Source organism: Parvularcula dongshanensis (assembly GCF_014199615.1).
Taxonomy (GTDB): Bacteria; Pseudomonadota; Alphaproteobacteria; order Caulobacterales; family Parvularculaceae; genus Parvularcula; species Parvularcula dongshanensis.
Map to the genome: position 1 here is coordinate 294968 of NZ_JACHOB010000001.1, position 13294 is coordinate 308261.

At 70.5% G+C, this 13294-nt stretch carries 13 protein-coding genes; 4 read left to right on the forward strand and 9 right to left on the reverse strand.

Features of this window, described 5'->3' with window-relative positions:
• Positions 1-5 precede the first annotated feature (5 nt).
• Genes GGQ59_RS01325 through GGQ59_RS01340 form a run of 4 tightly spaced genes read right to left on the reverse strand, consistent with a single transcriptional unit; the run spans position 6 to position 3588 of the window.
• Positions 6-683: an ABC-type transport auxiliary lipoprotein family protein gene (locus GGQ59_RS01325; RefSeq protein ID WP_183815125.1), complete on the reverse strand. Its 678-nt coding sequence runs from the start codon at positions 681-683 to the stop codon at positions 6-8.
• A 12-nt stretch (positions 684-695) separates the two neighbouring features.
• The gene (locus GGQ59_RS01330; RefSeq protein ID WP_183815127.1) at positions 696-1631 is read right to left on the reverse strand and encodes an MlaD family protein; all 936 of its coding nucleotides are present in this window, start codon (positions 1629-1631) and stop codon (positions 696-698) included.
• A gap of 8 nt (positions 1632-1639) precedes the next feature.
• The gene (locus GGQ59_RS01335; RefSeq protein ID WP_183815128.1) at positions 1640-2455 is read right to left on the reverse strand and encodes an ABC transporter ATP-binding protein; all 816 of its coding nucleotides are present in this window, start codon (positions 2453-2455) and stop codon (positions 1640-1642) included.
• Positions 2452-3588, reverse strand: a complete 1137-nt coding sequence (locus GGQ59_RS01340) for an MlaE family ABC transporter permease (protein WP_183815129.1) — start codon at positions 3586-3588, stop codon at positions 2452-2454. The genes GGQ59_RS01335 and GGQ59_RS01340 overlap by 4 nt, the downstream gene beginning before the upstream one ends.
• Before the next feature lie 217 nt (positions 3589-3805).
• On the opposite strand from GGQ59_RS01340, the gene GGQ59_RS01345 reads away from it, so the two are divergent.
• Entirely contained in the window at positions 3806-6058 is a 2253-nt protein-coding gene (locus tag GGQ59_RS01345) for a CHASE2 domain-containing protein (RefSeq protein WP_183815130.1), read from the forward strand.
• Here the strand turns inward: GGQ59_RS01345 and GGQ59_RS01350 are convergent.
• Positions 6055-7230 carry an MFS transporter gene (locus tag GGQ59_RS01350; RefSeq protein WP_183815131.1) on the reverse strand — a complete coding sequence of 392 codons (1176 nt, stop codon included), beginning with the start codon at positions 7228-7230 and terminating at the stop codon, positions 6055-6057. The two genes, GGQ59_RS01345 and GGQ59_RS01350, sit on opposite strands and share 4 nt — an antisense overlap.
• A gap of 159 nt (positions 7231-7389) precedes the next feature.
• Between GGQ59_RS01350 and GGQ59_RS01355 the strand changes: the two genes are divergently transcribed.
• Positions 7390-8610, forward strand: a complete 1221-nt coding sequence (locus GGQ59_RS01355) for an SAM-dependent methyltransferase (RefSeq protein ID WP_183815132.1) — start codon at positions 7390-7392, stop codon at positions 8608-8610.
• A gap of 57 nt (positions 8611-8667) precedes the next feature.
• Positions 8668-9633 carry a glutathione synthase gene (gene gshB, locus GGQ59_RS01360; protein ID WP_183815133.1) on the forward strand — a complete coding sequence of 322 codons (966 nt, stop codon included), beginning with the start codon at positions 8668-8670 and terminating at the stop codon, positions 9631-9633.
• On the opposite strand, the gene treF is transcribed toward gshB, so the two are convergent.
• A complete protein-coding gene (treF, locus tag GGQ59_RS01365; protein WP_183815134.1) occupies positions 9630-11246 on the reverse strand; it encodes an alpha,alpha-trehalase TreF in 1617 nt (538 codons plus the stop codon). The two genes, gshB and treF, sit on opposite strands and share 4 nt — an antisense overlap.
• Positions 11243-11608, reverse strand: coding sequence for a DUF2237 family protein (locus GGQ59_RS01370; protein WP_183815136.1), 366 nt, complete (start codon positions 11606-11608; stop codon positions 11243-11245). The genes treF and GGQ59_RS01370 overlap by 4 nt, the downstream gene beginning before the upstream one ends.
• A gap of 75 nt (positions 11609-11683) precedes the next feature.
• Here GGQ59_RS01370 and trhA point away from each other — a divergent pair, with 75 nt between their 5' ends.
• A complete protein-coding gene (gene trhA, locus GGQ59_RS01375) occupies positions 11684-12439 on the forward strand; it encodes a PAQR family membrane homeostasis protein TrhA (protein ID WP_221400819.1) in 756 nt (251 codons plus the stop codon).
• A 10-nt stretch (positions 12440-12449) separates the two neighbouring features.
• On the opposite strand, the gene GGQ59_RS15105 is transcribed toward trhA, so the two are convergent.
• Both GGQ59_RS15105 and GGQ59_RS01380 read right to left on the reverse strand, forming a co-directional pair.
• On the reverse strand, positions 12450-12572 hold the full coding sequence (locus GGQ59_RS15105; protein WP_281373693.1) for a hypothetical protein: 123 nt from the start codon (positions 12570-12572) through the stop codon (positions 12450-12452).
• Between the two features lie 64 nt (positions 12573-12636).
• Positions 12637-13269: a DUF2799 domain-containing protein gene (locus GGQ59_RS01380; RefSeq protein WP_183815138.1), complete on the reverse strand. Its 633-nt coding sequence runs from the start codon at positions 13267-13269 to the stop codon at positions 12637-12639.
• Positions 13270-13294: the final 25 nt, after the last annotated feature.

A 13294-nucleotide genomic window follows, 5' to 3' on the forward strand; every position in this document is an offset into this window, starting at 1 on the left:
GAGGTTCAGCTGCGCGTCGCGCGGCGCTGCGCCCTTTCTTCCCGGGCTCGTTCGTAAGCCGCGTTGTCTTCGCCGATCAGCGGCAGCATCCAGTCCAAGGTCCGGTCCGCGATGCGCTGGGCCGCCGCGTTGAGCGCCGTCACCGCCGCATCGTTGCCGGTGCCGACGACGGGGACTTCTTCCCGGAAGATCTCAGAGCCGATCGTCGCGCCCCGGCGCGACTGAAGCCGCGCCCCGTAGGCGATCACCGCCCGGCTCTCTCCGCCTGTCCGGTCGAGATGCATGGCGCGGATGTCGGTCAGCAGCGCGTAGTCCGAGACCGGAAGCGAGACCTGGTCGCCGACGGCGGCGAACAGCCCCGTGTTCTCGAAGCTCCGCTCGAGGAACAGGCCGAGCATGAGGGGCGCACGGTCAGTCCACTCCGCCCCGCTGAGGTAGCCGTACTGCAGCGGCGAGGTCTGCACCGCGACGCTGCTCGTGTTGAAGACGGCCTCGCTGCGCGGGTCCGCGACCGAGAGCGTTACCGGCAGGGTTTCCCCTCGAGGGGCGCGGGCCGAGCCGGCGTCGAGGGACAGGCGCGGCGCCAGGTCGTCGCTGCTCGGCAGGAACGACGCGCAGCCGCAAAGAAGGCCGACGGTCAGCACGGCGAGGCCGAGCCTCGGAAGATCGAAAGGTCTCGTCATGGTGCCCAGTCCTCAGTCGGCGGTGGTCGGGCGGCCTTCGCCCAGCAAGAAGCGCGTCGGGTCGCGGTCGATCTCGAGCAGGATGCCCTCGGCGGTGTCGACCAGGCGCGAGGTCCGCGCGATGACCCCGACGGCGGAACCGAGGCCCTGTTGCGCGAAGGCGTCGATGGCCGGCCGGTTGTCGTCGACCATCTCCTGAAGGTCGCCCACCAGCAGGTTCACGCTGTTGGCCGTTCCGCGGATCTCCGAGATCGCCTGGCGCGTCTCGCCGTTGAGAAGGTCGCGCGTGTCGGAGAGCAGAAGGCTGACGTCTTCGCCTGCCCCGTCGAGCGCCTCGGCGTTGCGCCGGACGATCGCGACGGTGATCGAGAGGTCCTGGACCATCTGCTGGATCTGGCTTTCATTGTCGGCGAGCACGTCGGTCACCGCCTCGACGTCGTCGAGAATGCGGGTGAGCGTCGCCGCGTTGTCCTCGGACAGGACGCGGCCAACATTGGCGAAGATGTCGCCGGCGGAGTTGATCGCCGCGGCGACGCCGCCGGGCTCGCCCTTGATCTCCGGCACGCGGCGGCGCGTCACGTCCTTGACGAGCGGCGCCTCGGCCGTGCCGCCGACGAGCTGGATGATGGCGAGGCCTGTGACGCCCGCCAGCTCGAGTTCGCCGACCGTGTTGGTCTTGATGGGCGTTCCCTCCTCCACCCTGATGCGCGCGATCACGCGGGAGGGGTCGTTGGGGGCGAGGCGCAGGTCGCTGACCGCCCCCACGGGGATGCCGTTGATCTGCACGGCGGCGCCGACCTGAAGGCCGGAGATGCGCTCGTTGTAGATGACGTCGTACTCGTCGAACTCGCGCTCCACCGAGCCGAGCCACAGCGTGAACAGCACCGCGAGGATGATGCTGCCCAGCATGAAGCTGCCGATGAGCACGTAGTGGGCTTTGGTCTCCATAACTCCTCCTAGGCGCGCCGCGAGGCGGGCGCGCCCGTCTGAGAGGCGAGCGCGGCGCGTCCGCGCGGCCCGCCGAAATACTCTTCGATCCAGGGGTGGTCCGACCGGCGGACCTCGTCGATGGAGCCGATCGCGATGACGCGCTTCTCGGCGAGGACCGCGACGCGGTCGCAGTCGTGATAGAGGCTGTCGAGGTCGTGGGTCACCATGAAGACGGTGAGCCCGAGGCTCTCGCGCAGAGACACGATCAGCTCGTCGAAGCGCTCGGCGCCGACGGGGTCGAGGCCCGCCGTCGGCTCGTCGAGGAAGAGGACCTGCGGGTCGAGGGCGAGGGCGCGGGCGAGCGCCGCGCGCTTTCGCATGCCGCCCGACAGCTCCGCGGGGTACTTGTCGCCCGCGTCGTCCGGCAGCCCCGCGAGGCTGATCTTCATCGCCGCGACCTCGCGCGCGAGGCTCTGGGGTACGTCGAGGTGCTCCTTGATCGGTGCCATGACGTTCTGACGGACGGTGAGAGACGAGAAGAGCGCGCCGTCCTGGAAGAGAAGCCCGATCTCCTGATTGAGCGTCGCGCGCTCGGCCTCGGACAGGTTGACCATGTCGTGGCCGAGAAGCTCGATCGTTCCCGCCTGAGGCCTTCGGAGGCCGACGATGGCGCGCAGGAGGACCGACTTGCCCGTGCCGGATCCGCCGACGACGCCGAGGACCTCGCCGCGCCGGACGTCGAGGTCGAGGTCGTCATGGACGGTGTAGTCGCCGAAGCGGTTGACGAGGCCGCGAACCTTGATGACCGGCTCGTCGTCCGGGGCGGAGCTGTTCGCGCTCATACGTCGATCTCCATGAAGAACATGGCGAAGAGCGCGTCGATCAGGATGACGAGGAAGAGCGACTGCACGACCGCCATGGTCGTGCGGCGGCCGAGTTCTTCGGCCGAGCTCTCGACGTTCATGCCGTGATAGCAGCCGACGACCGCGATGACGAAGGCGAAGAACGGCGCCTTCACGAGCCCGACGACGAGGTTCGACACCGTGACGATCTCCTGCGTCCGGTTGACGAACAGCGCCGGCGGGATGTCGAGGGCGAGCCAGCCCGCGAGCCCGCCGCCGAGCATGCCGAGGAAGGCCGCGAGGAAGGCGAGGACCGGCAGAGTCAGGACGAGGGCCAGGACGCGCGGAATGACGAGCGCGTCGAGCGGGTTGATGCCCATCACCCGCATCGCGTCGATCTCCTCGCGCAGCTTCATCGAGCCGATGGCAGCGGTGAAGGCGCTGCCCGACCGGCCAGCGACGAGGATCGCGGTCAGAAGCACGCCGAACTCGCGAAGGACCGAGATGCCGACGAGTTCGACGGCGAAGACCTCGGCGCCGAAGGCCGCGAGCACGGTGGCGCCCATGAAGGCGACGACCGCGCCGATCAGGAAGGACATGAGCCCGACGATCAGCGTCGCGTCGAGCCCGGCCGATTCCATGTGGGAGACCATGGAGACCGGCCGGAAGCGGTGGGGATGCACGAAGGTCGCGCCGATCCGCGCGGTGACCGCGCCGACGAAGCTGATGATGTTGAGCGCGTCCGACAGGACGTTCTCGGTCCCCTGGCCGATGCGCTCGAGGAGGAGAAGGACCGAGACGGGCCGCTTGCGCGGCGGGCGGCAGGTGACGGGATGACGGCTCGCCTGCTCGAGAAGCGCGGCCTGAGCGTCGCTCGCGCCGATGAAACCGTAAAGCGCATCCTTCTGCGCCTCGCCGAGCGCTTGGCGCATGGTCCGTTGCATGACCATGGCGCCCGAGGTGTCGAGGCCTTCCAGTTCGCTCAGATCGATCGAAAGCCCCTGCCCGGCCTGGCGAGAGGCGAACCGGCGGAGCTTGGCGTCGATGTCGGCGAGGCCGCATTCGAGCGTCCAGGTGCCCCGCGCGACGATGCGCGCAGCTGCCCCTTCCCCCGTCGCTTCGAAGCTCGCCATAGCCACCATTGAACGCTGCGTCTCCACTCCGTGCCGTCAACTCCGCGTTCATCATGACATAGGAAGCTGAACGCCCCCTGAACGGTGCCCGCGCCGTGTGTAAGGTGTCCGAGAAACCACACCCGTAGGGCGGGAAGACCGCCGGTCCCGTTCGCCGCTAGGCATGACGAGGCCGGTCCGTCACACCGCCAGTCGCTGCCTCATCTAGGAACGCGTCGTGATCGAACAAAGGCTTCAGCAAAAGCTGCGTCTCCTTCTGGTCCTGCCGGCGGTGGTGGTCTTCGCGATCGCCGCCCTCGCGGTGACGACCGCCCGGCTTCCGGGCGTGCAACCGCGCGAGGGCATCTTCGACGTCTTCGCCCGGCTCGCGCCGCGCCCGGCGAGCGACACGTCGAGCGTTGCCCTGATCGACATCGACGGGGAGAGCACGTCCCGCCTCGGCCCCTGGCCCTGGCCGCGCAGCGCGCTCGCCCGCCTCGTCACCGCCGCCGAGGAGGCCGAAGCCGCCGCCGTGGTCGTGACGGTTCCGACCGAGGGCCCCGATCCCCTCTCGCCTGAAGTCTTGGGTCGCTACTGGCTGACCGACGCGCGCGCCGGGGGCGAGGCTGCGCGTCTGATCGGCCGGCTGCCGAGCACGGACACGGCGCTCGCCGCCTCCGCGAGCGGCGTACCCACCGCGCTCGGCGTCGCGGCCGAGGCGCGGCCGACGCGCCAAGCGCCCTCCTGGCAACGCAGCGACGTCGCGGCCGCGGACTGGCTGCGCCTCGCGGGCGACCCGGCCGAGACGGTCGTCGCGCTGCCCGCCGTTCAGGCCCGGGGCGAAGTCGCACCGGCGCTCCGCAACGCGGCGACGCCCGCCGTGATCGGCCTGCCCGAAGATCGCGACGGGCGCATCCGACGCACGCCGCTGGTTTGGTCCTTGGCGGGCGCGCCCGTCCCAAGCGCAGGCTTCGCTCCCCTCGTCCTGATCGACCCCGTCGACGCCGCCGCGGCGCGGGGACGGTTCCGGGTCGGCGGCCCGCCCCTTCGGGCGCTGTCGACCGAGGGGGGCGTCGTGCCCCTCGACGGGCGGGGCGAGTTCCGGATCTGGCTGCCTGCCGACCTCGACCTGCCGAGCGTGCCCGCCTGGCGGGTGCTCGAAGGCGGCGCGCAGTGGCGTCAGTCCCTGCGCGGCCGGGCGGTCTTCATCGGCCAGTCCGTTACGCCGGACGCCCTGGTCTCGACGCCGCGCGGCCCGCTGACCGCCGCCGCCCTCCACGCCCAGCTCGCAGAGCAGCTACGCACGGGCGCCGTCCTGCGGCGGCCGGCTTGGAGCGGCGCGGCCGAAGGGTTCCTCGCGCTTCTCCTCGGCGCGCTGGCCGTCGGCGCGGCGATCTTTCTGAGCCCCTTCGTCGCCGGCACGCTGACCTTCGTCCTGTCGGCCGCGGTCGCGGCGGGCGCCTTCTTCGTCTTCCAGGGGTCCGGACTCCTCCTCGATCCCCTTCCCCCGATCTTCGCCATGGCGGGCGGTCAGCTCGCCGTCTTCGCCATGGTCGTCGGCAACATGCTCGTCCGCGACGACGCGGTACGGGGCGCCTTCCACGGCGCGCTGCCGCCCGCGACCATGGAACGGCTCCAGGCGCGTGGCGGCGCGGGCCTCCTTCGCGGCACCCGCCGAGAGGTGACGGTGCTCGCCTGCGCGCTGCGCCTGCCCGACGCCGTCGTGCGCCGCTTCGAGGGGCGCCCGGACGACTTCGTCGGCTTCATGGCCTCGGCGAACGACGCGCTGCGCCGGACGATCCTGTCCCATCAGGGCACGGTGGACCACGCGGAGAACGGCCAACTCCTCGCCTATTGGAACGTGCCCGAGACCTCCGCCCAGCACGTCGAGCAGGCCTGCGCCTGCGCCCTCAAGATGATCGACGACGTCAGCACGCTGTCCGAGAACGTGACCACCGCCGCCCTGGCGGGAGAGGCGTCGGTCGATCCGGGCTTCGCCGAGCTCGCGATCGAGGTCGGCATCGCCTCGGGTCCGTGCTTCGCGGGCCCCGTCGGGATCGGCGCGCGCAACCGCTACGCCGTGCTCGGCGAGGCGGTGACGCTGGCGACGAGGCTGCGGTCGCGTTCGGGCCTCTACGGCCCGGCGATCATCACGGATGACGTCGTCTTCGACACGCTTCGGCACCACTACGCCTTCTTGGACCTCGACGTCGTCAAGCTGTCCGAGAAGTCCGGCGCGCGCAGCGTGCACGGCCTCGTCGGCAATCCCTTCCTCAAGGCGTCGAAGTCCTTCCGGCAGCTGGCCGACGCGCAGCGGGAGCTCCTCCTGTCGTGGAAAGCCGGCGACCTCTCGGGTTCTCTTCTCCAGCTGCAGCGCCTGCGCGCCCTGCCGGGCGTGCCGGAAGCCTACGTGGCGCTGTTCGAGGAGCGCATCGCCATCGCCCGCGCGGCCGGCGACGCTTGGGAGCCTGCCGACATCCTGCTCGTCTAGACGGCCAGCGCGCCGAGCGTGCCGCCGTCCCAGCGGGACCGAAGCTTGAGCGCCAGGAGGAGGCCCCCGGCGCCCATGCCGCCCATGAGAAGGTAGGCGGGCAGCGGCGCCTGCGCGTCGAAGAGGAGACCGGCGACCGAGGTCGCGATCCCCGTCACCGCGCCGATCCCGAAGGTCGAGATCAGCGTCATCGCCGTGGCGCGGTAGCCGTCCGGCACCGCCCGCCCGACGAACTCGATCGTGCCCAAGAAGGCGGCGGTGAAGGTGCCCGCATGAAGCACCTGAAGGACGAAGAGGACGGGAAGCGGCGGCGACAGCCCCGTCAGCGGCCAGCGGACGAGGGCGCTGAGCGCGCCGAGCGCGATGAGGAGCGCGGGGTCGATCCGCCGGAGCACGGCCTTGCCGAAGACGAGGACGCCGATCTCGAAGACGACGCCCACCGTCCAGAGCACGCCGATCAACGTCGGCGAGTAGCCGAGCGCCGACCAGTGAAGCTCCGAGAAGGCGTAGTAGACGGCGTGGCTGCCCTGGCAGAGCCCGGCCGCGGCGAGCATCAGGAGGAAGCTGCGCGAGCGGAAGAGCTGGCCCGCCTCGGCGAGGCTCGGCTTCGGCAGGGCGCCCCTTCCCGGGCGGGGCAGGACGAGCGCGACGCCGACCATGCAAAGCGCCATCGCCGCCATCCAGACGACGGTCGCGCCGTCCCCGTAAGCAGCGATGACGGCGCCGCCTCCTAGGTTCGCGAGGATGAAGGCGAAGGAGCCGATCCCGCGCGTGCGGCCGTAGTCGAGCTCCCCCGCCCTATCCGCGCGCAGCACGCTGGCGTCGGCGAGCGGGACACCGAGCCCGAAGGAGAACAAGGTCAGGACGATGCAGACGCTCAGCGCCGTCTTCGGCAGCGGAAGGAGCAGGAAGATCGCCCCGACAGCCAGGGCCGCCGAGACGAGGCGCAGCGGCGAGCGGGGATCGCGCACGCCCTCCGCGCGGTAGGCGAGGACCGGAGCGAAGAGGAGCCGACAGGCGAGCGCGCCGCCGATCAGGAAGCCGATCTCGGACGCTTGGTAGCCGCGCGCGTCGAGCCACCCCGGAAAGAAGGGCAGCTGCACGCCGAGAAAGGCGAACTGCGCCGCGTAGTAGGCGCCGAACGCCAGCATCGGACGGGTCGAAGCGGTCATGAAGGCCGAAGGGCTCGCGGAAGGTCTCGGCGCGCGCCTATAGCGCGTCGCCCGCCGGGAAAAGACGGCGCGCTGCCGACTGAATGAAGCGCTCGGCTTGGCGGCCCGGGGAGGCGCGGTTTAGGACCGCTCATCGAGGGTGAACTGAAGGCAAGTAGAATGGCGTTGGATCTTCTGAACCCGCTGCTCGCGCGGTCGATCAAGCGCGGGCGGCTGACGATCGTCACGCCCGACGGCCGCGCGCGCGCGCATGGAAGCGGCGAGGGCGGCCCCCTCGTGACGGTGAAGCTGCACGACCCCCGCCTCCTCGCCGCCATCCCCCTCGCGCCGGAGCTGCGGGCGGGCGAGGCCTACATGGACGGAACGCTCACGGTCGAGGAAGGCACGCTCAGAGACTTCCTCGCCGTCTTCGGGATGAACCGGCAGAGCTTCCGCGCCGATTCGACCCAGCGCTACTTCCGCACGCTCTACAAGAAGGCGCGGCGGTTCCAGCAGGCGAACTCGCCGCTCAGGTCGCGCACCAACGTCGCGCACCACTACGACCTGTCGAACGATCTCTATCGCCTCTTCCTCGATCGGGGCCTCAACTACTCCTGCGGCTACTGGCCGTCCGAGGACATGTCGCTCGAAGACGCGCAGACCGCGAAGCTGCGCCACATCGCCGCGAAGCTGCGTCTCTTCGACGGCGCGCGTGTCCTCGACATCGGCTGCGGCTGGGGCTCGATGGCGATGCTGCTCGGCGAGGCCGGCTGCAACGTCGTCGGTGTGACCCTCTCCAAGGAACAGAAGGCGCTGGCGGACGAGCGGATCGCGAAGCGCGGGCTGCAGGACCGCGTCGAGATCCGCATCCAGGACTACCGGGAGGTCGAAGGCCCCTTCGACAGGATCGTCTCGGTCGGCATGTTCGAGCATGTCGGCGTGCCCCAATACGACGCCTTCTTCGGCAAGATCCGCGGCCTCCTCACCGATGACGGCGTGGCGCTGGTCCACTCGATCGGCCGCAAGGGCGGCCCGTCCGCGACGGATGCCTGGACACGCAAGTACATCTTCCCCGGAGGCTACTCGCCAGCGCTGTCCGAGACCCTGGCGGCCGTCGAGCGGTCCGGCCTGTGGGTCACCGACGTCGAGGTCTGGCGCATGCACTACGCCCATACGCTCAAGCGCTGGGGCGAGCGGTTCGAGGCCAACCGCGACAAGGCGCAGGCCATGTTCGACGAGCGCTTCTGCCGGATGTGGGAGTTCTACCTCGCTGCCTCCGAGATGGCGTTCCGGCACGGCAGCCACATGAACTTCCAGCTCCAGCTGACGCGGGAGGTGGACGCCCTCCCGCTCAGCCGGGACTACATGGGCGAGGCGGAGGCGGCCCTCGCGACGCTGTAGGAGCGAGGGCCGCGCCTGCTAGGTGTTGGCCACGAAAGCACGGGACGGCTTCTTCTCATGACCCTTCGCATCTTCATTCAGATGGACCCGATGGAGGGCGTCCAGGTCCGTGGCGACACGACCTTCGCCCTCGCGCGCGAAGCGCTGTCGCGCGGACACGAGGTCTGGACCTACGGCGCGGAGCGCCTGCGGCTCGAGGGCGGGCGGGTGACCGCCCTCGCCCACCGGATCGAGCGGCTGACCGAGACCCAAGGCAGCCACGTCGTCTTCGACACCACCGAGGTCCGCGACCTGGGCGAAGCGGACGTGGTGCTGGTCCGCCAGGATCCGCCCTTCGACATGACCTACATCACGACGTGCCACATCCTGGAGATGCTGCCGCCCGAGGTGCTGGTCCTGAACGACCCCGCCGAGATCAGGAACGCGCCGGAGAAGATCTTCGTGATGGCGTTCCCCGACCTCATGCCGCCAACGCTCATCACGTCGGACGAAAGCGCGATCCGCGAGTTCCGCGACCGGCACGGCGAGATCGTCGTGAAGCCGCTCTACGGCAATGGCGGGGCGGGCGTGTTCCGGCTGCGCCGCGAGGACGAGAACCTCGCGAGCCTGCTCGAGATGTTCCTCGGCGCCCCCGGCCCCTGCCGGCGGCCGGTGCCGGTGATCGCGCAGGGCTACCTTCCCGCCGTGCGGCAAGGCGACAAGCGCGTCCTCCTCGTCGACGGCGAGCCGATCGGCGCCATCAACCGCGTCCCCGCCGAGGGCGAGGCACGGTCTAACATGCATGTCGGCGGTCGCGCCGAGGCGGCGGAACTGACCGAGCGGGACCGCGAGATCTGCACGCGGCTCGCGCCCGAGTTGAAGCGGCGGCGCCTGGTCCTGACCGGCATCGACGTGATCGGCGGCCTCATCACGGAGATCAACGTGACGAGCCCGACGGGGGTTCAGGAGCTCAAGCGCTTCGGGGGGCCTGACGTCTCCGCAGCCTTCTGGGACTGGACCGAAACCGCGGCTGCGCGCCGTTAGAGCCTGACCGCGGCGGCGCAGGCGGCGGGGTCGCGGAGGATGCGGACCTCGCCGAGCGGCGCGAGGGCCGGCTCATCCTCGATCATCCGGATGGTCACGCCGTTGGTCCAGCCGAAGCCGTCCTGGGTCGGGTACTCCCCGCCCCCGCCGTCCCGCGCCGTCTCGAGGTCGTACTTCTCGACCAAACGGCCGCTCTCGCAGAAACCGCGCGCGACCGTTCGGGCCCACCCCGCCTCGATCTCTTCGGCGAGCGTGTCATGGCCATAGGCCGACAGTCCCGCCGCCGCGATCCACTGATGCGGGGCCCAGCCATTGGGCGCGTCCCACTGCTCGCCCGTCTCGACCGGCGTCGGCAGCACGCCGCCCGGCGCGAGGAGGTGGCGGCGGACGGACCGCGCCGTGCGGTCGGCTTCCGCCTGTGTCGCGAGGCCGGTGAAGAGCGGATAGAGCATGGCCGCCGTCGGGCGATCCCTGACCGCGCCGGTCCGAAGGTCGTAATCGGCGAAGTAGCCGCCGTCCGAGGACCAGAGGTGCCGCCGCATCGCCGCCGAGCGCGCTTCGGCCGCGCTGGCGTAGGCGCTCGCGCAGCCCGCCTCCCCCGCGCGCGCGCAGCCCGCCGCGATCGCCTGCTCGAGGCCGTAGAGGAGCGCGTTGAGGTCGGCCGGCACGATGTTGGTGGTCTGGATCGTCGAGAGGTCGGCGGGCTCGTCCAGCCATCGTGAGGAGAAGTCCCATCCGCTCTCGGCCCCCGCCCGCAGGTCGCGATAGACCGCCTCGGGCGCGCGGCCCGACCGGGACGCGGTCTCGACGTCGTAGAGGTAGGACTCGTCGCGCGGGGCGGCGCGGTCGTCCCAGTAGCGGCTCAGCAGGCTTCCGTCGCCGAGCCGGACGGCGCGCGCCCGCGCTTCGCCTTCGTCCAGATCGTCCGCGCCCGCCATCCAGAAGGCGTGCTCCGCGCGAAGCGCCTCCAGATGCGCCGCCCATGCGGCTGCGGGATCGGCTTCGTTCAGAAGCGCGACCATGAGGTAGAGGACGGGCGGCTGGGACCGTCCGAGGTAGTAGGTCCGGTTGCCGTTCGGGATGCGGCCGTACTGCGCGAGTTCGGCCTCGAAGTTCGCGACCATGCCCTCGCGAAGCGCCCGGTCGTCGAGCCCGAGCAGCGTGAAGTAGGCGTCCCAGTAGTACGCCTCGCGGAAGCGCCCGCCCGGCACGAGGTAGGGGTTCGGCAGCGGCAGGAGCGAGCCTTGCGTTCCCCCCGTCCCCGGCCGGGTGAGGATCGGCCAAAGGAGGTCCACGTGCTGCGCCAGCGTCCTGTCCGGGGGCAAGGTCGGCGGCGCGGCGACGGCGGCGGGGGGCGCGAAGTTCGCGGCGACGAAGACGCGAAGGGTCGCTGTATCCGTCGGCGCGCCCTCGTCCTCCCAATCTTCTACGATCGCGTCCGGATCCCGCAGCGGCGTCGCGTCCGCCCAGTCCTTGGGCTCCATGACGCCGGATAGCGCCACGGCCGCGAAGAGGTCGTCATAGACCTGCGAGGGCGCGGGGTGGTCCGCAGCGGGACCGCCCGCCGTCGCGCACGCCGCGAGGAGAAGGAGCGGAAGGAAGGGTATTCTCATTGCCGCCCCGACGCATGAGCCTTCAGGTCCTCGAGCCTGACCGCGTCCAGCGAGCGCTCATGGCAGGCGTCGAGCACCACCGGCGGGGCGAGCCCCGCCGCACGCGCCTCTTCCCAACGGCCCGCACACAGGCACCAACGGTCGCCCTCCTTGAGCCCGGGAAAGCCGAACTCGGGCCTCGGCGTCATCAGGTCGTTTCCCTTCTCCGCCGAGAAGCGCAGGAACTCGTCCGTCACCACCGCGCAGACCGTATGGCTGCCCGCGTCCCGCGGTCCCGTCTCGCACGATCCGGTCCGGGTGAACCCCGTCATCGGATCGCACCCGCAGACCGCCAGGGTTTCGCCCAGAACGTTCCTCGCCATATCAGTTCCCCTTATAGTCAGGGTGAACCTATGTCGTCTCGCATCGATGGCACGCCCCGTGCTACCTAACGGAGCGTGAACGCGACCCGACCCCTTTCCGGTCCGGGCTCCCGCGTAGAGTTGGAGCGCCAGGACAGCCGACGCGCCGCGCGAACGCGCTTCGCCAACACGTCGCAGCGGGCGCATACCGGCGCGGAGGAAGCCTGGCACGCGGCGACCCACGGCATCGGCGTTCCGTTGGGCGTCGTCGCCCTCGTCTTCCTGGTGTTGAAGGCCGTTCAGAACGGGAGCGCCGCGGAGGTCACGGCCGTCTCCATCTATGGCGGCTCGGTCGTGCTCCTCTACCTCGCCTCGACCGTCTATCACGCGGCCTTCGGATCGGCCTTCCAACCCTTCCTGGGGGCGCTCGACCACGCAGCGATCTACCTGAAGATCGCGGGCTCCTACACGCCCTTCGCCGTCATCACGCTGCCCACCGGGCCGGGCGTCGCGATCCTGATCGCCGTTTGGACCGTCGCGATCGTGGGCGTCACCCTCAAGATCGTCTGCCACTTCGCCTCGAGGCTCGACAATTGGGACTGGCTGTCCCTCGCCGCCTATGTCGGGATGGGCTGGATCGGCATCTTCGTGATGGGATGGCTCTACGAGAACCTGCCGCTCGCGGGCTTCCTCTGGCTGATCGCGGGAGGCCTGTGCTTCTCGGTCGGTGCGGTCTTCTACGCCTGGAAGGCCCCGCGCTACACGCACGCGATCTGGCACGTCTTCGTGCTCGCGGGCAGCGCCTGCCACTTCGTCAGCATCTACGGCTTCGTCCTCTCGGGCGAGGCGTAAGCGGGCGCCGTCAGCCGCCGAAGACGCCCGCACTCACGAGCGCGGAGACGATGGCGGCGAGAGCGGCGAGGACCGCGACCAGCGCGCTGAGCATGGCGACCCGGTTGCGTTTCGTCTCTTCCGGATCGGGCACTGGCAGACCTCGTTGCGGCTTGTTCCCGCCCTAGCCAGGTCGGATCACCAAGACCAGCGTGCCTTCAATACCGTTCGGCGTAGCGGCCGGCCTCGTCCTGCCGCGCGCGGTAGTCGGCGAGGTCGCTTTCGGCAATGCGCAGCGCGGCCGTGGCCTCCGGGATCTCGCTGTCGACCATGGCGCGTTCGGTCTGGATCGCCATCGCCGCGCGCTCGGCCGTGCGTTCCGGCGAGTCGCCTTCGAAACCGCCTGCGGCGAGCGCGACGAGGATCCGCCGCGCCTCGTCCCGGCGGCCCTCGGCGACGGCGAGGCGATAGCGAGCCGCGTCGACCGCGCTCGCATAGGTCCAAAGCTCGTAGCCTTCGTCGTAAGCGGCGAGGAAGTCCGCCTCGCCGTGAGAAGCGCACTGGCCGAGGTAAGGCTCGCCGGATTCGCCCATGCGATAGCCTCGGGACGGCGCGCAGAAGGAAGACAGGCCCCGCTCGCGCCCTGCCCAGTAGGCGGCGTGATCGAAACCGTAGCCGTGACGCTGGCAGGCGGCGGCGCGGTCGTTGGCGAGCCCAGGGGGCGCGCCCGCGACCCCGTCCTCATAGCCGTAGGACGCCCAGTCGGCAGAGGCGCACTCATGCACGTTCATGCCGGTCGCGCAGGCGCTCAGCGCGAGGAACGCGCCGGCGGAGAGGATGAATCTGAGCATGCTGTTCCCCCTGATCGCGGCGGAA